The following is a 20119-nucleotide window of genomic DNA, read 5'->3' as shown; positions in this document are numbered from 1 at the left end:
TTAGAATTATGTTATAATTATAAACAGACTTATAAAAAGTCTTATTTAGTACTAATTAAACTGTATTCTATTGGCAGTTACATTATGAAAACTTTAAACTTGGAATTTTGAACATTAAACATTTTAGTAATACATTTACAATTCTTAAAACCCACATAACTTTATGTCGAATTCTGTTTTACAATTAAAAGATGTTTCTATTTTTCAAGGGGAAAGTCTTGTTCTTTCAGATGTTAATGTTGAAATAAACAAAGGAGATTTTATTTATTTAATTGGTAAAACCGGAACAGGTAAAAGTAGTTTTATGAAAACACTTTATGCCGATTTACCACTGACTAAAGGTGAAGGAAGCATTGTTGATTTTAATTTAAGAACTCTTAAAGAAAAAGACATTCCTTTTTTAAGACGAAAATTAGGCGTTGTTTTTCAAGATTTTAAACTTCTAACCGACAGAACCATCAACGATAATCTGTTTTTTGTATTGAAAGCAACTGGTTGGAAAAACAAAAGCGACATGAATACACGTGTTGAAGAAGTTTTAGATAAAGTAGGCATGAAAACTAAAGGTTTTAAATATCCACACGAACTTTCTGGAGGCGAACAACAACGCGTTGCCATTGCTAGAGCTTTATTAAACAACCCAGAACTTATTCTTGCTGATGAGCCTACAGGGAATCTAGATCCACAAACCAGTATTGAGGTTATGGAAGTGTTACAAGAGATTAATAAAAATGGGAATACCATATTAATGGCAACTCACGATTATGCATTACTCTTAAAATACCCAAGTAAAACTCTTAAATGCGACGATAATCAAGTATATGAAGTTGTACAACGAAAAGCAACTACCTAATTCTTTTTTCTTATTTTTTGAAACAGTAATCTAGTTTCAAAAACCCCAGGTAAACTTAATAATGTCGTTTTAAAATCTGTCTTTAAATAAAATGGAGACATCAAAAACAGTACACCAATATAAAGTGGTGCACTAAACATATTTACTCTAAGAATAAAATGAATTCCAAGATGTAAACTTAATAATAAAACTCCCCAGATTTTGTGTAAGTTTGGTTTAAAGAAAATAAAAACTGAACATATTTCAATATAAACCACAGCTAAATACATAACCCATCCAATATAATAATGTTCTAGAAACCAAGCTCCGATTAACGTAGGATCGACATATTGATATTGTTCAATAATGACATTTCTGAAGGAATATGGTGAAAACAAGCTTACATCTTTATTAAAAAACTCTACAATGCCCCAAAATAATTTCCATGCACCAGACAAGCTATATGCCATTAATAAAAAGAACTGAGCTGTAGCGAAAGTTAATATCGTTTTTTCTTGATATTTATCTTTCCTGTTTGTTGGGATAAACATATAACAAAACAAGATCATTAAACTTAAATGAGACCCATGATTTATTTTACCAAACGAATTATTAAAAGCAATGTAAAGGAAGTAAATAATAAATGCATAAACTTTGAAAAACTTTTGATTTGGTTTAACACACAACCAAATAAATGAAATGAACAAGTTAATCTGAAAAAAAAGAGTTAAGTATCCTGCAGAGATATTTTTGAAGACTACCATTGGCCACAATGGATCAATCATTTTCATATTTGCATCATGCTTATCAGCAAATAACTGCACAAACAAAGCAAATAGAAAAAACAAATAAGAAAACTTTACAATGGTCATTATCTCACTATAAAGAACCTCTTTAGGTTTACTAAATAGGGGCCATTTCCCATTAGCATTTTTCCAAAAAAAATGAGATTTAGTTATTTCTTTCAATTAGGGTTTATTTTATTGTTTTTCACATTTAAAACCTGATGATGCTTTTCTGTCTCTTTATAATCTTCAACACTTAAGTCTAGCTCCTTAATATACAAGGTAAACTCGCTATCTTTGGGTAATACATTTAGAAAAACACCTTGATATGCATTTTTATTTCCAGGAAAAGCTTCAATATCATAATAAAAATTATTTACCATTAATTTTAAATCTGTAAGTGCTAAATCATGTACTGAATATAAGTCTAGAATATTGGTTGGTTTTGGCAATACAGAATCACCCACTTTATTCACTAAAACATAAGGATACACCAGTTTATTTGGTGTTTTAGAATATAATGACCATCTAAAAAAAGGGAAGATTTCTTTTTTGTACGTATAGACTCTCCCTATAATGGCAATAGCAAAATAGAATACAGCCCAAAACACAATAAAGTTTTTATAAAATCTCATTTGTTGCTAACAATATTAATCATTTTTTACAACTTGTTTAAATATTGGTCGATAACCAAAGAACACTTTTTAGCTCCATCAGCGTTTAGATGATCGGCATCTTGAAAATCTTTTAACACAAACCGTTTATCTTCTAATAAATCTATTCTAGTAACGTTACTATTATTGGTTTCTAAAAGTTGACAAACAGCATCTATTTTCTGCCATTTTTCAGCATTTAATACAGATACATATTCTGGAACAGATGGCATATTTACTAATAACACTTGAATATTTTTTGATTGACACAAATCTATCATTTGTTGAATCCTTTCAGTATTTAAACTAAAATCTAAAGAGCCATCTTCATGTTTTTTAGCTACTACATGTGCCAAACGATTCATCTCAACGGAGTCTACAGTACTTAGATAGGTGTTTCCCCAACCATTGGCATCACAACCTATTAAAGTTCCTTTATTATGATATTCTTCACATGTTTGCCAAGTTTTATCAAATTTTCTAGTTAATGCTAAACTATATTTTTTAGGATTGTACCATTTAATTAAAGGCACATCTAAATCCATTTGAGACTCATAAAAATATTTTCTCCAAATATCTTCTTGGGTATTATCAGCCTGGCTCAACGTGGTATAATCTACTGCCAAAACAAGGTATTTTAATTTTGACAACTGTTTGATATGCTTTTCAAATAATAATTTATCGAAGTAAATAGTCTGACTAACATTTGACAAATTATAAGCTTTAAGAGATAAAAACTCTGGATTAATACCATAAAACGTATGCGAATCTCCTAAGATAAGAACTTCAATATCCGTATTATTTGAAATTTGCTTGTGTTTATAGGTATAGTTATTTGGAACCGTTCTGTAAAACACCTCTGCTAATATCCAAATTACTAGAATTGGAATTAAGAACAGACTTATATGTGATAACAATTTCTTCATTAAAACTGAAAATATATAAACGGTTGTGTATCTCCTGCAAAATAAAATATAATAAACACCAAACAATAATAAATAGCAATACGTAAAGGTTTAGAGCGAATAAAATCTATTTCTAAAAGGTGCTTTTTATCTCTTTGAAGCCATTCAAAAAGCATATAAACAACAAGAAATAAGACCAAGCCTCTTGATACCGTTGGGAATGAAAATAACGACATGTCGAACATACCATTCAAATATAGAAATGCATGAGTGATGTTTTCGGCTCTAAAAAATACCCAAGCTAAAAGTACTACTAGAAAAGTGGAACCTATTTGAAAGACTGTTTTAATTGAAGGCAGTAACTTATTATTATCAGCGACATCTTTAAACTTGGCATTACTACTTTTAAAAATTAGTGGCAGAAAAAATAGAGCATGAATAAATCCCCAAATAATAAAAGTCCAATTAGCTCCATGCCACAAACCACTTAATAGAAAAACAATAAAAATATTACGTATCCATTTTGTTTTAGACACTTGGCTACCACCTAATGGAATATACACGTAATCTCGAAACCAGGTACTTAAAGAGATATGCCAGCGTCTCCAAAATTCTCCAAGATTTCTTGATAAATAAGGTGAATTAAAATTCTGCATTAAATCGAATCCTAATAGCCTGGCAGAGCCAATAGCAATATCTGAATATCCAGAGAAATCGCCATAAATTTGAAAAGCAAAAAAGAAAGCACCAAAAAACAAGGTGCTGCCACTATATTCGGGATAATATGTAAAAATTTCGTTTACTGCTAAAGCACAGTTGTCTGCAATCACCATTTTTTTAAAAAGTCCGAGGAGGATTAAGCGTAATCCATCGATACTTTTAGCATAATTAAAGTGTCTTTTTCTTTCAAATTGAGGCAGTAAATTGGACGCTCTTTCAATAGGTCCAGCAACCAATTGTGGAAAGAAACTAACAAAAGCAAAAAAGGACACCACATTAGATGTTGGTTCTAGCCTCTTTCTATAAATGTCTATGGTATAGCTTAAGGTTTGAAAGGTATAAAAACTAATACCAACTGGGAGTAAAATATGTAATGTGCTTGACTCTAAAGATCTTCCAAAAAGAGAGAATACCTCTTGAAAAGATTCTAGAAAAAAATTGTAATATTTAAAAAACCCTAAAACTCCTAGATTAACAATTAAACTAGTTAGCAGGAGACTTTTCCTTTTTGTTTTATTATCTATTTTTACCAAATAAAGTCCAACCACATAATCTACTAATGAGCTTAAAAAAATGAGGCCCAAAAAACGCCAATCCCAACATGCATAAAAGAAATAACTAGCTATAACTAGAAAAACATTCTGAGTTTTTATGTTTTTATAGAATACAAACCAATACAATAGAAAGATTATTGGCATAAAAATGGCAAAATCTATGGTATTAAATAGCATGGGTTTTGGTTAGAAGTTGTTTGTAAATATATGCTTTTTGTAAACTTTGAACATCATTCCATTTAAATTCCTAACCAATTTAAGAATCTTTCCAGAAAATCTTTAGTTTCAATAGTTTCATTTTTTTTAAATTCAATATCATAAACTCCAAAGTTGTTGTAAGATTTCATTTTATCACGTGTCACATTCATTGGAATTTTAATTTTACTCGTTTCAGCTAAAGTTCCAGAATCTAAAATATGTTTATAATTTTCAACATCCTTAATGATGTAATTGCTATTTTCAGGAAGATTGTATTCAGAAAAATCAACCATAACATCTTCAAGATCTTTATTAAAGAGTACTACTCTATAAGTGTTTTCTTGGGTGTTGATTTTTGTTATTTTCGGAACTTGATCGGCATCAAATTCTTTAAAATACTTCCATTGACTATGTCTTCCTAGTCCATAAATAGCTTGCCATTGTTGAATAGAATAATCTATTTCACCTTGTATTCGAATGGGTTTTGAATTTCTTGTATAATAGGTGTTATTTTCAAATTCCCAGGACTTATTATTTATATGCTTTAAAACCGGTTTAAAAAATCGCGCATATCCACTATAAACCATGTTATTTTTAAAGGTCAAAGATTTTGCACTTAACACTCTTAGCGCATCTTTTCTACCTATTATAATATTGTTATTAATAGTTATATTCTCTATTGGAGATTTCTCATTAAATCCTAAAGTAAGAGAAGGTGCGTCAGAATTCTCGATAGCTTTAGATAAGGTTGTGTTGTGATAAAATATATTATTACTAACTGTAATGTTTTTTGCTATGTTAATTCCTAAAACATCATCTGTGGCAATTATTAAATTGTCTTTAAAGCTACCTGAAATTAATCCACTATTAAAAATAACATTATTATCTAAAGTCACATTTTTAACTATAGCTACTTTAGAGTGTGTACTTGCAGACCAAACCTCGATTCCTTTATAGTAATTATTAAAAATAACATTGTTTTTAATCAATCTTTCTTCATCACTTTCATTTTGAACATACATCCCTACGCCACTTCCTCTTCTGGAAGTCATAAATCCATTATTATAAATGATACAGTTTTCTATAATGGCGTTGCTCGTTCTTTTCCATGAGCCAAACCCAGAACCTGGATTGTTATGTATCATTAGGTTTAAGAATTTACAATCTTTCCCATTTAAATGACTTACACCATCCGATTTTTGAAAACTTGCATCTTTACTATTTCTAGAAAACTCACCTAACCAAGTAATTTCAAAATTTTTATAAATAACACCACTGCCAGTAACAGTTAATACTGCTGTTTGATTTGAAATAATGTTTCCATTTAAAACAGCCCATTCGTTTAAAAATGAAGACACTGTAATATACTTATTACTGATTGTACTATTCAATTTGCTATAATAACGACCATTATAAACACCTTCATGAAGCCAGATAATATCATCTCCATTAACACTATCAGAAGACTGATTTAAAGCTGTTTGTAAATCCCAAGGTTGATTCATGGACCCATTTCCTGATGGTTTCCCAGGAGTCATTGAATGAGATTCTGGAAACACATGAAATTCTTTTTGCGAATACCCAAAAAGTATGACAAAAAATATCAAACTTGATAAATAGATTTTTTTCATACACTCAAAAATACAATTACCATACCAATAGAACATTTAAAATGGTTTATAACCTGTTTTGCGTTTTTTAAAATTCGTCAATTTGAATGAATTTTGTATCGAGAATTTGAGTTTAAATTAAAAAATAGTTCTCGAAATAATTTTTCGCACCTCAAAATCACTAGAACAGACGTTTGTCAATTCTTTTAAACTTAAAATGATCAACATTAATATAAATTGATTTTATTGTTTAGATTTGAACAAATGAACCAAAATTCATGTTATCTATATTAATTCCCACATATCATTACAATGCATATCCATTAGCTTTACAGCTTGAGAAACAAGCATTAAAAGCAAATATAGCTTTTGAACTCATTTGTGTAGATGACGGTTCTTTTTCGCATTTAAATATTGAGAATCAAAAAATTAACAATCTAACCAATTGTAAGTTTATAGAAGCAAAAAAGAATGTTGGAAGAACGGCTAGTAGGCTTTTTTTAGCGCAGCAAGCAAAGTACAGCTGGTTATTATTTGTTGATGCAGATGTATTGCCAAAAAGTGACGATTTTTTATCCAAGTATCTTGAAGTAATTAATATAAAACTTGATGCCATTTTTGGTGGTTTTGCTTATCAAGAAGCATCTTATTCTAAAAATAAATCTTTGCGATTTACTTTTGGAAAACAACGTGAAGAAGTAGATGCTAATCTAAGAAACCAAACCCCTTATAAGGTGATAATTTCAGCAAATTTTTTAATGAAAAAACCTGTTTATTTAGAGCTTATAAAAAACAACACAAAAAATAGTTATGGCATGGATTATTTGTTAGGTGCTTTGTTAAAAAAGCATCAATTTAAAATATTACATATTAATAACCAAGTGTACCATTTTGGTTTAGACGAGAATCCTGAATTTTTAAAAAAAACAGAGCATGCTATGGTAACCCTTCATCATTTGTATGTTACCAAACGGATAACTAATAATGATATTAGTTTATTAAAAGCTTATGGCTGGCTTAAATTTTTCTATATAGAGCAACTTTATGGAAAATTTATGGCACTTTTTGATTCTAAAATAAAAAAGAACCTAACTCATGAAAACCCTAATTTATTACTCTTCGATTTATACAGATTAGGTTATTTTTGCAGGATAAATAAATAGTATGAACCCGTTTTTTTCAATAATCATTCCTTTATTTAATAAAGAAAAACACATTAAGAATACCCTACAAAGTGTTCTTAGTCAAAGTTTTTCTGATTTTGAAATACTTATTGTAAATGATGGGTCAACAGATAATAGCCTGAACGTTATAAGTGATTTTAATGATGAAAGAATAACTATTTTTACAAAAGTAAATGAAGGAGTATCGTCGGCTAGAAATTATGGTATTTCTAAAGCATCAGGAAAGTTTTTAACTTTTTTAGATGCAGATGATATTTGGGAAAACATATTCTTAGAGTCAATACTCAAGCTTATTAATACGTATCCAGAAGAACACATTTTCGCAACGGCATTAAAGATAAAAACTAAAAAAGAATCATATTTAGCTACCTATTGCAACCTTCTTCTAAAAATAAATGAAGTTGCCGTATTAGACTATTTTCAATATAGTTTAGATCATTCGATTTTACATTGTGCAAGTTCTGTTTTCAAAAAAGAAGCTATAACTGTTATTGGTAAATTTAATGAATCTCTTAGTACAAGTGAAGATACTGATTACTGGATTAGGATAGGTCTAAAATATGCTGTTGTATTTTTGAACAAACCATTAGCAACACATGTAGTTGTAGAAAATGGGCTAACAAAATCTAACAGAAAAAAATTTCAATCTATTGATTTTTCTAAATATACTTCTTTAGATAAATCTACTTTTTTTAATGAATATATTAATAAAAACAAATTCTCTTCAGCTTTAAAATATAGACTAGTTGGTGATGTAGAAAATTATAAAAAACTGAAAGAAAATATCGATTTCCATAAATTAAATTTCAAACAAAAAACCCTACTTAATCTTCCGTTACCTATTACCAAAATTGTAGTGTCTATCTACAATCAATTAACACACAAAAAGAATTATTTCTAGTCTTTAAACGCTAAAAACTGTTTGTATTTTCTAATATAATCTTCTTCATCAAATTCCTCAGATGCCAATACTAAACAGACAGAACCTGAAGAGAAGTTTTCCAATTCACGCCAAATGCCTTTAGGTATTAACAAGCCTTTATTTGGTTTGTTTAGCGTTATTGTTTTCTTCTGATTTCCATCGTCTAAAACCACATCGAAACTGCCACTTAAAGCAATTAAAAACTGGTATAAATTTTTATGAGCATGTCCTCCTCTGTAGGCATCACTAGGCACATCGTACAAATAATAAACACGTTTTACCGAAAATGGAATACAATCTTTTTCAATAACAGATAAGTTCCCTCTTCCTTTTTTATCTTCAATTTTAGGAATGTCTAATATCTTAATAAGATCTATCGTTGTTTTACTACTTTCCATGTTTCAATTCTTTATAGGTTTTTATTCCTTGATTGGCCATTTTAATTTTTGATGATATCTCATTTAAGTTAATCAATCCTTTTCTTACCAAAGATGCTATTAATCTAAATACATAAAACCAGACAAACGTGCCATGTAATTTATAATTCAAAGCACTTCTAGCAAAGATAAATCTATCTGAAGCCACGTCGTCACTAGAGCTTGAAGGTTCATGCATTACAATATAATCTGGCGAAAAATACGCTTTTATTTGTTTCTTTTTAAAAACATCCTCAAAAAATAATCTGTTTTCTCCATCTTGAAAAACACTTCCCAAACCAAAAAGCTCATTGAATGCAACATTGTTATTTATAAGAGATTCTCTTTTAAAAGATATTTCAATTGATAGTACTTTTCTATAAAACCTATTTAAACTTGTTATTTGATTTGGATAATTACTGTATGGTTTCTTTTCTGAAGTAAGTGTTTTAAAGGTTAAAATATCTGCATCTGATAATTTATTATAACGTTCTAAAATTGTTTTTTCAAAATGCTCTAAATACACTACATCATCATCAGCCAATAAACAGATATCTCCAATAGCATTTTTTAAGGCTAAATTTCTACTTTTACTTAAACCTGTTTCAACCGAATTAATCACACGAATGTTTGGAGTTTCAGCATGCAATAATTTTTCTTCCTTGGTTTGATTAACAATCAAGATGTGATAATTTTCCAGTACATTGTTTTTAAACATATTATAAAGAAAATCCAATGTGGTTCTGTTGGTTGTAGCCACAAGAATTTCTAAGGGAATTTTAGTTTTTTCTGAAATGTTCATTGAAACGAGTATCTTTGGATAACAAAGGTATCAAAATAAGCATGCAAATACTTTTAATTGGAGAATTTAGTCGATTACATAATTCGCTAAAGGAAGGTTTACAAGAACTAGGTCACGACGTTGTTTTGGTTGGAAACGGAGACTTATTTAAGCAGTTCCCTGCAGATATAGACCTATCTATTAAAATATCTAATCAACCCGTTTTGTTGTTCTTTAGAAAAGTCATTCATAAAGTAACCAATTTTGACATTGCAGATTTTGAAGTGGCATACAAGTTTAAAAAAGCTTTAAAAAAGCTTCATAATTTTGATGTGGTTCAATTAATAAACGAAGATGCTCTTTCCATTCACCCAACAATACAAACGCCTTTATTAAAGACATTAATAAAACAAAATAAACATTTGTTTTTACTGTCTTGTGGCGACGATTATGTGACAATTAATCATTATCTCAAAGAAAAAGAGGCCTATTCTGTTTTATCGCCTTATTTAAATAATAAATCATTAAAAAAGCAATTTCATTATTGTTTAAAATATGTGACTCCAGCCTATAAAAAGCTTCACAGTTTTATTTACAAACATAGTTGTGGAGTCATTGCATCAGACATCGATTATCATATTCCTTTACGAAATAACGAGGCCTATTTAGGCATGATTCCAAACCCAATAAATACAGACAAAATTCTGTTTGAGCCTTTACAGATTAAAGATAAAATCCATATTTTTCATGGGATAAATACCTTGTCCAAAATTAAAAAAGGGAATGATTTTTTTGACGAAGCTCTAGAGATTATTCAGAAAAAATATCCAGACAAGGTAGCCATTCACACCACATACAATTTACCTTACAAAGAGTATATAAATGTATATAATCAGGCACATGTTGTCTTAGACCAAGTGTATAGTTTTGACCAAGGTTATAATGCCTTGGAGGCTATGGCAAAAGGGAAAGTGGTTTTTACAGGAGCCGAAAAAGCATGGTTAGATTATTATCAACTAGAAGAAAATACAGTTGCCATCAATGCCTTACCAAACGTGTCTCAAATAGTTGAAAATTTAGAACGGTTGATAGAAAACCCAAATAAACTCATAGAGATTTCAAAAAATGCTCGAGCATTTATCGAAAAAGAACATCACTACATACAAACAGCTACAAAGTATTTACACCTTTGGAAAAAACATTCTAATCGATAGCATCTAAATCGTCTTTTTCAGGAATCACTCCAAAAAGCGAAGAACTAAAAATTAACAATATCACACCATAATACATCACATAAGACACAAAATGTGCTATGGTTGCGCCTTTTACGCCATAAATATCAATAAAATACACACTGGTTGCATACATTATAATCACCGAAAAAGCTTCAGTAATAATATAATGCCAAAACATTTTTTTAGCTAAAAATTGATAAGCAATTACAATGGAAAGCACTTTAACAAAGTCGCCTAAAAGCTGCCATAGAAATAAGTCTTCCACTGGATTAAACTCACTAGAAAAAACAATGGTAATAATATAGGTTCTTAAAAAGTATATAATTATTAGTCCAGTTCCAAAGATTGGAATGATGGTTTTATAGAAATTAAACACTTCATTTCTAAAATCTTTAGCATTATCTATTTCAGATAATCTAGGCAAAATATATAGGGTTAATAAAGAACTAACAAACATTAAATAATACTTAGAAATCCGGTTCATAGCTTCCCAAAAACCAGCTTCTTTAAAGCCTACATTATCTATAATATAAGACCTAATAGCAATAGCGACTAATGGCAAAACTATAGCAGAAAACAATGCCATAATTGAAAAGGAACTAAGCTTTTTAACTTTTTCTATACTAAAACTACCAACTTTTATTAATGGAATTAAGCTTCGTTGATTAACAATACCAACAATGGTTATTAAAAATATTAATGATTCTGAAATTACTACCGAGATTAAAGCGCCATCAATTCTATTCTTATAGATTAATATTAATGTAACACCTACGCCTAAAATCTGACCAATAATATTAATGATAATAAGAATTTTAAACTTTGAAAAGCCATTCAATATTGAAAAAGTGAACAAATTCAATGTGTAAAATGGTAATGCTATAGCAAAAATTCTAATCACGTAAGCATAATCGTTATATAAAGGAAAAATTAGATTGTTGATGCTTTCTGCATTAAAATAACAACCAAAGGACACTAAAACAGTTGAAATAAAACCCAAGTAAAAAGATGTAGAAATAGTTTTGCTTAACTCAACGGTATTGTTTTTAAATTCTGCAATGTATTTAACAACGCCATTATATAAACCAAGCGTAGCAATAGACTGTAAAGAGCCAACAAAATTTCGTAAATTTCCAATTAGGGCTAATCCTTCTGCTCCTATAAAATGTGCAATAGCATTGGATGTTAAAAGACCACCAACAATTTTGGTAACTAGAGACGCAGAATTTAAAGAAGCCACTTTAACTAAAACGTTATTGTTTATGTATTTAATTAATCTTTTCAATTAATAAGCATTTAATATTTTTATTACATGATTTACTTCAAGGTCTGTTAATATCGGACTTATAGGAATACTAACTACAGTTTCATGAATTTTTTCGGTAATAGGTAAGCTTAAATTATTAAAATACAATAAAGCTTCTTGTTTATGAGGTGGTATTGGATAATGAATTAAAGTCTCAATATGATGCTTTTTTAAATAAGACACAAAATTATTTCTATCTTCTACCCTAACTACAAAAACATGAAACACATGGTCTTTAGTGTTATTATAAAAAGGCAATACAATGTTATCGTTTTTAATTTCAGATAAATATCTTTTGGCTATTTCTTGTCTTATTAAATTATCTGCATTTAACTGTTTTAGTTTAATGTTTAAAAACATGGCTTGAATTTCGTCTAAGCGGTTATTACAACCAATCAGGCTATGTTCGTATTTTTTTTCAGAACCATAATTATGTAATTTATTAATGGTTTCTGCTAAAACAGCATCGTTTGTGGTTACTGCTCCTCCATCACCTAAAGCACCTAAGTTTTTACTTGGATAAAAACTAAAAGCAGCTGCATGACTTAAGTTACCTGCTTTAATACCAGAATTGTTTTCGGCTCCATGGGCTTGAGCAGCATCTTCAATTACTAATAACTCATATTTTTTTGCAAAGGCATTGATAGTTTCCATATTAGCTAATTGCCCATATAAATGTACTGGCATTATAGCTTTAACTTGAGACGTATACTTTTTTTCTATTTCTTGGATTGAGATATTAAACGTTTCAATCTCTGGTTCAATAAAGACAGGAACCAATCTAGAATTTAAAACAGACAACACACTTGCAAAAAAGGTGTTTGCTGGTATTAATACATGATCGCCTTCTTGCAGTTTTCCTAAAAGGATATATGCTTTAAAAATTAACGTTAAAGCGTCTAACCCATTACTAGTCCCGACACAGTAATTGGTTCCACAATATGACGCAAAATCTGTTTCGAAAGTAGTAACTTCTTTCCCTAAGATATAATGACTTGAATCTAAAAACTGTTGAAATTTCTTTTGAAATTCAGGTTCAAATCTTTTGTTGATATTATATAAGTCTAGAAACTTTATCATATTAAAACATCGTTTAAAAAGCTATGATTTTTAGTAAAAACACTATAAAAATCATGCGATATACTTCTAGCTCCAAACGATTCTTTCCAAGATTGCAACCCTGAATTTATTTGTTTGCCTTGATTTTCGTTACTAATACCAAAATCGAAAAAGGCTTTATCTTTATAAACTTCATGTATTAATTCATGGAACAGTATATCTAAACTACCTAATTCTTGTTTGTTATTATTAGCCGAAATATATTGTGCATGTGCCACTGTCTCTGTTTCAAAAACGGTTGTTCCAGCCACAATGGTATTGTCTTTATAAACGTTAAATTGTCTAATATTATTTGGGAAATTTGATTGTAATTTTGTAATATCTTCTAAAGTATGAACAGGTTCAACACCATGTTGTGCTTTTAAGTTTGGAATTAGTATTTGGTTCCAAAACAAATTAAAATCAGATTCTTCTTTAACAAGCAGGTTATTTTTTTGTGCTTTTTTCAACCCTCTTTTTCTATTAGATGCGCTAATGTCTATTGGTTGAGCTGTATTAATTGCTAAGGTTAAATCTCTTCTAATTAATTCGGCTTGAAGTTTAAAAAGCAGATAATCCATTTCATCGCTTGGATGTGTATGATAGATTCTCGGCGTTGGTTTGATAATCATTTCATGCATCCCAAAAGACTCACAAGTTTCTAGCAAGCTTTTAAAGGTGTTTAAAACCATTTTAAACGACGCTTCTTTTCCAACAATTAATCCTCCATAAGTAAGACCTTGATGCGAATAAATTAGCTCATTCTTCCTATTGGCTGGAAAAATAGCAACCAATTTTTCATCTTGAAAAATTAAAAACGAGGCATCTTCAAATCGATCCTGATGATATTCCATAAAATCACGATGACATAAAAATGTCCCGTTTTTAGAATGTTTTAGAAAATCATTCCATTGTGATTTATATTCTGGACCATATTTTTTAACTGAGAAAACCTTCATTTGTATTTAATTCGTGCTGAAAATACTAATTTTAATGCTGATTAAAAACAACATCACCATTTTCGTTTATAACTTCGTAGATTCCAACAGGAGCTCCCTCTTTTATTAGAGTATAACTTTTATCAACTTCTAAAGTTTTTAAATAACTTGTATCATCACTTAAGTAAGAAAACAAGATCCTAAACAGATTGACATTTGTTTTTAACTTATTATCAAAATATGGTGCTATATTTTCTGGCCATTTAATAGCTAAGATTGTTGAAAATACCGATGTAACCAACGCATCATCAACTTGTTTCAGGTTACTTTCTTGTGTAGACTCCATGCCAACAAACCCACCATGATCTGCAGCAATTATTATAATACCTCCCGGATCTTTCTTAGAAATTATCTGAACGACATTCGTTAACCAATCATTGGCTTGTTTAAGTTGTTCTAAATAGATATTTCGTTCGCCTTCTATTCCCTTAGAATCACTGTAATCGTTTGTTATATGCATGGGAAGCATTTTTTCTATAAAGAAAAAGTTATTGGTTTCTAAATTACTTTCAATAATGCGCTCCAAATCTATTAAAGGGTCTTTTTTAATACTAAAACCTCTGTCTAAATAAGGAATTTCGCTATAATCTATGTTGCTATAATCATATAAAATTGGAGATCTATTTACCAACAAATAAGAAACATCAAGCATTAAAAATGTTTTATACTGATTGTTTTTAAAAATGGATACTACAGGATTATCTCCAATGATAATTTTTCGCGTATTATACAACTCATTAGGCTTACTCTTATTGTTATTATAATAGTGATGTTTCATAGCAAACATAGAGCTATTAGAGCTTAATGTTGTGGTATAATTACTTCTAAAATCGTTGTATAACTTAAACCCGCTTGCAGTTAAAAATTGCTGAAAATTTGAATTATCGAAATTGTATGTTTTCTTTTTTAATTCTGAAAAACTAGTGTAACCATCTGGTTGAATAACATAAATATTTGGCTTCTTTTTAAAATTTACATTTTCAATATCATCGCTTATTTCCATCCATTTGGATGAGTAAGTAAGATGTCTATAAACATCTGGCACTAATTTAGTTGCAACAATTAAAGTCATTAATAGCTGAAAAACAACAACTTTTTTGAAATGTTTTTGTAGCAGAATGGCTAAAGCAATAGCAATTATTAATGAAACTGCTATAACCTTCCAACTAAAGCCATATGTGCTAATAATAATTAAAAACACAAAAGTCATGAAATTTAACACTGGAAGCGCAAATTTCTTAAATTTTTGCAGTGGTGTAACTCGTTTAAAAAACAGAAAAACTCCCAGAAAAACGCCACTTGGTATAAGTAAATAAGTAATAACAAAAAACAAGAATTGGCTCCAAGAGTTCACTAAAGTGAAATTGGAGTTATAGTAATATAAAAGCGGATACAATCCAGCTGAAACAGCTGCTATTATTGGATATTCTTTATCATTACTAATAAATGACATAATACCAGACCGCATCTTATTAATGGTTTTAATCATGTCTTGTTTTTAATAAATACATGACTCTTTCTGAGTTTTCAATGGATTGTTTTTCAATAATTTCAAAATAATTTAGATAAGCTTTTTCAAAATTATCGATATTATAAAACCCAAAATAATCTTTAAAATCGGCTTTATTATTTAAGAGTCTTTGTACCCAAGAGTCCTCTCTTTTAGGAAACTCAATAATAAGATGTTTAGAAAATTTAGCAAAAAATTGTGCAGACATCTCAAAGGATATATTTCCAGACAAAGACATATGATGTATTACAGCCAAAGCCAAAGTAACATCTGGTTGATATTTTACAATTCTCTCAATAAACGAATCTCGTTCTACATTATTAAACCCAATGGATGCTGTTGGGTTTAAAACATCTAATACAAAAGGCAACATAAAATGTTCCTTATTTTTTTTTATAGTTTTATAGTTAAAATCGACAGCGTTATTATCAATATCGCATACCAATGCATGTTCAATATCAGACGTGATTCTTCTAACAAAAGTGCCATCGTTACCCCCAATATCTATAACCGTTTTGGTATTTAATTTAGAGATCCATGCATTAATAATATCCGATTTTAAATTAAATGCTGCATCAGAATAATTTGTTTTATTGTAATAGTCTCCCCATTCAGAATGTTCTTTTAATGATAGCTTTTTAATAATATCATACAAACTTTGTATGATATTTAATTGTGCTTTTTTGGATAATGACTTGATTTTAGATTCGCCTTTATAATCCTCATTATATTTACCCTCAAACTTAGCTAACAAATGAATATTTGAATATAAAAATGGATTTAATTTCGATTTAAATGGCATCATGGAAGCAATCATATTTAACGGAATACCATCCATATAATTGCTCATCAGTTTTAAAGATTGTGCACCATGATAATGAGCCATAAGTAAGGGCCCTAAAAAATGAGACACAAATTGTTTATAAGCTCTCCATGGTGAATTTTCAATATAGAAATCGAAAGATAATGTATCTATAAAAATTGCTTTCCCATGATGAAAAGTTACATTAAAAGCAGAAGCATCTTTTAAAGAAAAACCATGTTCCAAACTAAACTTTTGAAGCTTAAGCGTTAACAAAGCCGTTTCTTTATATTGATTAAAACACCACTCGTATGGGTAAGTAATAAACGGAATTTGTTCTGGCTGAATTATTATTTGTTCTGAAGAATAAGTTAATTCTTCATGTGGAATTAACACTTCTTTTTGAAATAGTTTGTCAAAAAACCCTGAATCTTTAAGAGCTAAATACTGTTTAAAATAAATTGGATTTATTTGTCGCTTGAACACACCTTCTTCAACAAACATAAAACCAGAAGGATCTCTAAACGAAGCTGGATGTGCTTTTTTATGAGTCACTAGAATCTTTCTTTTCTATTTCAGACTTCTCTATATCTATATCGTCAAATAAGTCTTCTTCTTTGGGCTTTACTATTCCTAAAAACACCTTTACTTTTAAAAGTAAATTTTTAGAAAACAACAAAACGCCTGCTATTGCAGCTACAATAGCTTGAACAATCATGGCTCCCATTGCTGGATCGAAATAAAGAAAGGTCATATTGAAATTTTTGTAAATATAGTAAACTTAATTTCTTTTTATAAGTAAAAAATAATAGGTTTCTAATAGTCAAGCCTTAAATGAAATTAAAACACAAATGTTTACTAACCAGCTATTTTTTAAGAAGTTTTAATAAATACCTAATATTAATAATTATTCATTTATTTTGTGAAAAATAAATCCAATTAAAATTGAAAGACATTAAACTTAAGGACATTGTTGTTTATGGAATGTACTTCTTTAGTTTCATATTTCTAATTTTTCAAGATGCTATCTATACTCCTGACACAGCCAGCTATTTAAATGCAGCAATTTATAGATATCCTGTTTATCCTATTTTTACAAATTTCTTAAAATTTGTATTTCAAGATTATTTCGATTTGGTTACTGTTGGAATTCAATTATTGCTTGGGCTAGTGGCTGTGCATTTTACAGCTAAAAAATTCACCGAAGTCTTTCAACTAAATTATCTTTCAAAGGTCTTAATTGTAATTATCTTATTATTCCCTTTTTTTGGGCCATTATATATTGCAAATAATATTTGTTCTGAAGGATTAAGTTATCCGTTTTACTTGTTTTTTTTAACATTTGCACTTGATTTCTTAAATAGAAATCATAGAAAGTCATTTATACTTCTTCTTATAAGTTATGTCCTATTAACACTAACGCGAGGGCAATTTATCATCCTTCCCATTATAGTGGCAGTCATGTATATTTTAAAAAACAAGGCTTCAGTTTTTAAAATCATACATTTAAAAAAATTCGTATTGCTATTACTTATTCCTTTTATTACAACAGTAATGGATAAAAGCTATCATATATTAAAAGATGGCAAATTTGTTTCAACACCTTTTTCCTTTATTAGTGCTTCAGGTGCTGCATTATATGTTAGTAAAGCTTCAGACATTCAATTTATCGTAACCGATGACGATAAAGAAATTTTTAAAGATTGTCATGCGTTTTTAACTGAAAACAATTGGTTATTATCTAGTAAAAATAGAGCAACCCCAAAGGAAGATTATAAACATTTTCATAATAACGTCTCAAAATTATGTAATTACACCTTGCATGATAGAGGTACTCAATACTATTTAGACAAGGGTTACAACATTGTAGATGCTAGAATTGCAATAGAAAAAACTAGCAAAAACATATATCCCATACTTGTAAAGAACAATTTTAAAAACTGGATAAAGCTTTATTACAGCAATTTAACTCATAGTTTTAAATCGGAATTCTTGTTGTTTTTTATCGTTTTTGTTTTCTTTTTTAGTTGTATAAAAAGCATCCTCTCAGATAATAAATTGTATGTATATCTATTCTTTTTAGCTTCTTTAATACTATCTAATGCCATGATTGTTGCTTTTGCAAGTCACTCTATTATAAGATATCTATTTTATAATTATTTCTTATTTTTCATAATAATTGTTCTCATATTTAAATTAATAAAGCATGGAAAAAAAGCTTGAATTATCTATCGTTATGCCATGCTTAAACGAAGCAGAAACTTTAGCCATATGTATTACAAAAGCAACACGTTTTTTAGAGACCAATAACGTTGAGGGTGAAATTATAATTGCTGACAATGGCAGTACAGACGGCTCACAAGACATTGCAAAAAACTTGAATGCTAAAGTTATTCCTGTAAAAGAAAAAGGCTATGGCAGTGCATTAAGAGGAGGTATTGAAGCTACATCTGGAACATATATTATTATGGCGGATGCTGATGATAGCTATAATTTTGAAGCACTTTCCCCTTTTTTAAAAGAACTTAGAGCTGGAAATGATTTGGTGATGGGAAATCGTTTTAAAGGTGGTGTTGCTAAAGGTGCTATGCCATTTTTACACAAATATTTAGGAAATCCTGTATTGTCCTTTTTAGGGCGTTTGTTTTACAAAATAGATATTGGTGATTTTCATTGTGGATTAAGAGGGTTTAGTAGAGAAGCATATTATAAGATGGATTTAAAAACCACTGGAATGGAGTTTGCATCCGAAATGATTGTAAAATCTAAACTCAATGGCTTAACTATAACCGAGGTTCCAACAACCTTAAAACCAGATGGTAGAACGAGGGATCCTCATTTAAATACCTGGAGAGATGGCTGGAGGCATTTAAGATTTTTATTATTATATAGTCCGCAATGGTTATTTTTAATACCTGGTGTTTTTTTAATATTACTAGGGTTTATTACTTCAATAATAATTATTAGTCAACCAGTTGTTATTAATTCGATTCAATTAGATATTCATACGTTACTTTACACATCTAGTTTGGTGCTTATTGGTTTCCAATTTATAGTGTTTTATGCACTTACTAAAATTTATGCTGTAGAAAACAATTTACTCCCAAAAAGCAATCGTTACAATAAATTGTTTAAATTTTTAAACTTAGAAACTGGTTTAATAGTTGGGATATTGTTTCTTATTCTTGGCATTATATTAAGCTATTTTGGACTCAACATATGGAAGCATTCAAATTTTGGAGAACTAAACCCTTCAGAAACATTAAGAATTGTAATCCCTGCCGTATTTACATTACTTTTAGGGATGCAAATTATATTCTTTAGTTTGTTTTTTAGCATTTTAGGATTGAAAAATAAAACTTAAGCCGTTTTTTTCATTTTAAAAAGATAGTAACTATTTACAATTGCAATGGCTGCATTTGCTATTATAATTGGTAATCCTATTCTGAAAGTTGGCATTAAATATCCATAAATTATAAACAATATACATCCTGTTATATTTACTAAACGCAGTTTTTTAACATCCTTCATTGTAAATGATAAAAGCACCATTAAAGATGCAAAATAACCAACATACTCTGTTACTGTAATTCCGAATAATTCCATAATC

General features: G+C 29.2%; 20 protein-coding genes. 6 read left to right on the top strand and 14 right to left on the bottom strand.

What is annotated here, in order from left to right; genetic code table 11:
* Window positions 1-163: 163 nt before the first annotated feature.
* Window positions 164-853: a cell division ATP-binding protein FtsE gene (locus ACI5KZ_RS01620; protein ID WP_406846685.1), complete on the top strand. Its 690-nt coding sequence runs from the start codon at window positions 164-166 to the stop codon at window positions 851-853.
* On the opposite strand, the gene ACI5KZ_RS01615 is transcribed toward ACI5KZ_RS01620, so the two are convergent.
* The 5 genes from ACI5KZ_RS01615 to ACI5KZ_RS01595 all read right to left on the bottom strand — a co-directional run bounded on the left by ACI5KZ_RS01615 (window position 850) and on the right by ACI5KZ_RS01595 (window position 6278).
* Entirely contained in the window at window positions 850-1800 is a 951-nt protein-coding gene (locus ACI5KZ_RS01615) for a hypothetical protein (RefSeq protein WP_406846818.1), read from the bottom strand. The genes ACI5KZ_RS01620 and ACI5KZ_RS01615 overlap by 4 nt on opposite strands.
* The gene (locus tag ACI5KZ_RS01610) at window positions 1797-2252 is read right to left on the bottom strand and encodes a hypothetical protein (RefSeq protein WP_406846684.1); all 456 of its coding nucleotides are present in this window, start codon (window positions 2250-2252) and stop codon (window positions 1797-1799) included. Before ACI5KZ_RS01610 ends, ACI5KZ_RS01615 begins: the two co-directional genes overlap by 4 nt.
* A 26-nt stretch (window positions 2253-2278) precedes the next feature.
* Window positions 2279-3196 carry a hypothetical protein gene (locus ACI5KZ_RS01605; protein WP_406846683.1) on the bottom strand — a complete coding sequence of 306 codons (918 nt, stop codon included), beginning with the start codon at window positions 3194-3196 and terminating at the stop codon, window positions 2279-2281.
* Window positions 3196-4626, bottom strand: a complete 1431-nt coding sequence (locus ACI5KZ_RS01600) for an MBOAT family O-acyltransferase (RefSeq protein ID WP_406846682.1) — start codon at window positions 4624-4626, stop codon at window positions 3196-3198. Before ACI5KZ_RS01600 ends, ACI5KZ_RS01605 begins: the two co-directional genes overlap by 1 nt.
* Window positions 4627-4688: 62 nt before the next feature.
* Entirely contained in the window at window positions 4689-6278 is a 1590-nt protein-coding gene (locus ACI5KZ_RS01595) for a right-handed parallel beta-helix repeat-containing protein (protein WP_406846681.1), read from the bottom strand.
* Between the two features lie 257 nt (window positions 6279-6535).
* Here ACI5KZ_RS01595 and ACI5KZ_RS01590 point away from each other — a divergent pair, with 257 nt between their 5' ends.
* Together ACI5KZ_RS01590 and ACI5KZ_RS01585 are read left to right on the top strand one after the other, a co-directional pair.
* Window positions 6536-7420 carry a glycosyltransferase gene (locus ACI5KZ_RS01590; RefSeq protein ID WP_109307773.1) on the top strand — a complete coding sequence of 295 codons (885 nt, stop codon included), beginning with the start codon at window positions 6536-6538 and terminating at the stop codon, window positions 7418-7420.
* Window position 7421: 1 nt separating this feature from the next.
* Complete coding sequence (locus tag ACI5KZ_RS01585) at window positions 7422-8342, top strand: glycosyltransferase family 2 protein (RefSeq protein ID WP_406846680.1); 921 nt, start codon at window positions 7422-7424, stop codon at window positions 8340-8342.
* Here the strand turns inward: ACI5KZ_RS01585 and ACI5KZ_RS01580 are convergent.
* Complete coding sequence (locus ACI5KZ_RS01580) at window positions 8339-8761, bottom strand: FdtA/QdtA family cupin domain-containing protein (RefSeq protein ID WP_109307771.1); 423 nt, start codon at window positions 8759-8761, stop codon at window positions 8339-8341. The genes ACI5KZ_RS01585 and ACI5KZ_RS01580 overlap by 4 nt on opposite strands.
* A complete protein-coding gene (locus ACI5KZ_RS01575; RefSeq protein ID WP_406846679.1) occupies window positions 8751-9581 on the bottom strand; it encodes a glycosyltransferase family A protein in 831 nt (276 codons plus the stop codon). Before ACI5KZ_RS01575 ends, ACI5KZ_RS01580 begins: the two co-directional genes overlap by 11 nt.
* 41 nt (window positions 9582-9622) lie before the next feature.
* On the opposite strand from ACI5KZ_RS01575, the gene ACI5KZ_RS01570 reads away from it, so the two are divergent.
* Window positions 9623-10774 (top strand): glycosyltransferase, encoded by a 1152-nt coding sequence (locus ACI5KZ_RS01570; protein ID WP_165815766.1) that lies wholly within the window; start codon window positions 9623-9625, stop codon window positions 10772-10774.
* Here the strand turns inward: ACI5KZ_RS01570 and ACI5KZ_RS01565 are convergent.
* From ACI5KZ_RS01565 to ACI5KZ_RS01540, 6 genes are read right to left on the bottom strand one after another with little or no spacing between them, the layout of a single operon-like run.
* Window positions 10764-12080 (bottom strand): O-antigen translocase, encoded by a 1317-nt coding sequence (locus ACI5KZ_RS01565; RefSeq protein WP_109307769.1) that lies wholly within the window; start codon window positions 12078-12080, stop codon window positions 10764-10766. The two genes, ACI5KZ_RS01570 and ACI5KZ_RS01565, sit on opposite strands and share 11 nt — an antisense overlap.
* A complete protein-coding gene (locus ACI5KZ_RS01560; protein WP_109307768.1) occupies window positions 12081-13181 on the bottom strand; it encodes a DegT/DnrJ/EryC1/StrS aminotransferase family protein in 1101 nt (366 codons plus the stop codon). It abuts the gene before it with no gap.
* Window positions 13178-14158 (bottom strand): GNAT family N-acetyltransferase, encoded by a 981-nt coding sequence (locus ACI5KZ_RS01555; RefSeq protein ID WP_109307767.1) that lies wholly within the window; start codon window positions 14156-14158, stop codon window positions 13178-13180. Before ACI5KZ_RS01555 ends, ACI5KZ_RS01560 begins: the two co-directional genes overlap by 4 nt.
* Before the next feature lie 31 nt (window positions 14159-14189).
* Window positions 14190-15686, bottom strand: a complete 1497-nt coding sequence (locus tag ACI5KZ_RS01550; protein WP_406846678.1) for a hypothetical protein — start codon at window positions 15684-15686, stop codon at window positions 14190-14192.
* Entirely contained in the window at window positions 15679-17064 is a 1386-nt protein-coding gene (locus ACI5KZ_RS01545; RefSeq protein WP_406846677.1) for a class I SAM-dependent methyltransferase, read from the bottom strand. Before ACI5KZ_RS01545 ends, ACI5KZ_RS01550 begins: the two co-directional genes overlap by 8 nt.
* Complete coding sequence (locus ACI5KZ_RS01540; RefSeq protein ID WP_109307764.1) at window positions 17054-17263, bottom strand: hypothetical protein; 210 nt, start codon at window positions 17261-17263, stop codon at window positions 17054-17056. The genes ACI5KZ_RS01545 and ACI5KZ_RS01540 overlap by 11 nt, the downstream gene beginning before the upstream one ends.
* Before the next feature lie 191 nt (window positions 17264-17454).
* Between ACI5KZ_RS01540 and ACI5KZ_RS01535 the strand changes: the two genes are divergently transcribed.
* Complete coding sequence (locus tag ACI5KZ_RS01535; RefSeq protein ID WP_109307763.1) at window positions 17455-18732, top strand: hypothetical protein; 1278 nt, start codon at window positions 17455-17457, stop codon at window positions 18730-18732.
* Window positions 18716-19873 carry a glycosyltransferase family 2 protein gene (locus ACI5KZ_RS01530; RefSeq protein WP_406846676.1) on the top strand — a complete coding sequence of 386 codons (1158 nt, stop codon included), beginning with the start codon at window positions 18716-18718 and terminating at the stop codon, window positions 19871-19873. The genes ACI5KZ_RS01535 and ACI5KZ_RS01530 overlap by 17 nt, the downstream gene beginning before the upstream one ends.
* Here ACI5KZ_RS01530 and ACI5KZ_RS01525 read toward each other — a convergent pair.
* The gene (locus ACI5KZ_RS01525) at window positions 19870-20115 is read right to left on the bottom strand and encodes a uroporphyrinogen decarboxylase (RefSeq protein WP_406846675.1); all 246 of its coding nucleotides are present in this window, start codon (window positions 20113-20115) and stop codon (window positions 19870-19872) included. The genes ACI5KZ_RS01530 and ACI5KZ_RS01525 overlap by 4 nt on opposite strands.
* Between the last annotated feature and the right edge of the window lie 4 nt (window positions 20116-20119).

It is taken from the genome of Xanthomarina sp. GH4-25 (assembly GCF_045363175.1).
Classification (GTDB): domain Bacteria; phylum Bacteroidota; class Bacteroidia; order Flavobacteriales; family Flavobacteriaceae; genus Xanthomarina.
This window is presented reverse-complemented; position numbering and strand designations above follow the sequence as displayed.

What these genes read in the sequence shown, in the direction of transcription:
- ACI5KZ_RS01620 (WP_406846685.1), top strand. Translation starts at nt 164, where the DNA reads ATGTCGAATTCTGTTTTACAATTAAAAGATGTTTCTATTTTTCAAGGG.
- ACI5KZ_RS01610 (WP_406846684.1), bottom strand. Translation starts at nt 2,252, where the DNA reads ATGAGATTTTATAAAAACTTTATTGTGTTTTGGGCTGTATTCTATTTT.
- ACI5KZ_RS01605 (WP_406846683.1), bottom strand. Translation starts at nt 3,196, where the DNA reads ATGAAGAAATTGTTATCACATATAAGTCTGTTCTTAATTCCAATTCTA.
- ACI5KZ_RS01600 (WP_406846682.1), bottom strand. Translation starts at nt 4,626, where the DNA reads ATGCTATTTAATACCATAGATTTTGCCATTTTTATGCCAATAATCTTT.
- ACI5KZ_RS01595 (WP_406846681.1), bottom strand. Translation starts at nt 6,278, where the DNA reads ATGAAAAAAATCTATTTATCAAGTTTGATATTTTTTGTCATACTTTTT.
- ACI5KZ_RS01590 (WP_109307773.1), top strand. Translation starts at nt 6,536, where the DNA reads ATGTTATCTATATTAATTCCCACATATCATTACAATGCATATCCATTA.
- ACI5KZ_RS01585 (WP_406846680.1), top strand. Translation starts at nt 7,422, where the DNA reads ATGAACCCGTTTTTTTCAATAATCATTCCTTTATTTAATAAAGAAAAA.
- ACI5KZ_RS01580 (WP_109307771.1), bottom strand. Translation starts at nt 8,761, where the DNA reads ATGGAAAGTAGTAAAACAACGATAGATCTTATTAAGATATTAGACATT.
- ACI5KZ_RS01575 (WP_406846679.1), bottom strand. Translation starts at nt 9,581, where the DNA reads ATGAACATTTCAGAAAAAACTAAAATTCCCTTAGAAATTCTTGTGGCT.
- ACI5KZ_RS01570 (WP_165815766.1), top strand. Translation starts at nt 9,623, where the DNA reads ATGCAAATACTTTTAATTGGAGAATTTAGTCGATTACATAATTCGCTA.
- ACI5KZ_RS01560 (WP_109307768.1), bottom strand. Translation starts at nt 13,181, where the DNA reads ATGATAAAGTTTCTAGACTTATATAATATCAACAAAAGATTTGAACCT.
- ACI5KZ_RS01555 (WP_109307767.1), bottom strand. Translation starts at nt 14,158, where the DNA reads ATGAAGGTTTTCTCAGTTAAAAAATATGGTCCAGAATATAAATCACAA.
- ACI5KZ_RS01550 (WP_406846678.1), bottom strand. Translation starts at nt 15,686, where the DNA reads ATGATTAAAACCATTAATAAGATGCGGTCTGGTATTATGTCATTTATT.
- ACI5KZ_RS01540 (WP_109307764.1), bottom strand. Translation starts at nt 17,263, where the DNA reads ATGACCTTTCTTTATTTCGATCCAGCAATGGGAGCCATGATTGTTCAA.
- ACI5KZ_RS01530 (WP_406846676.1), top strand. Translation starts at nt 18,716, where the DNA reads ATGGAAAAAAAGCTTGAATTATCTATCGTTATGCCATGCTTAAACGAA.
- ACI5KZ_RS01525 (WP_406846675.1), bottom strand. Translation starts at nt 20,115, where the DNA reads ATGGAATTATTCGGAATTACAGTAACAGAGTATGTTGGTTATTTTGCA.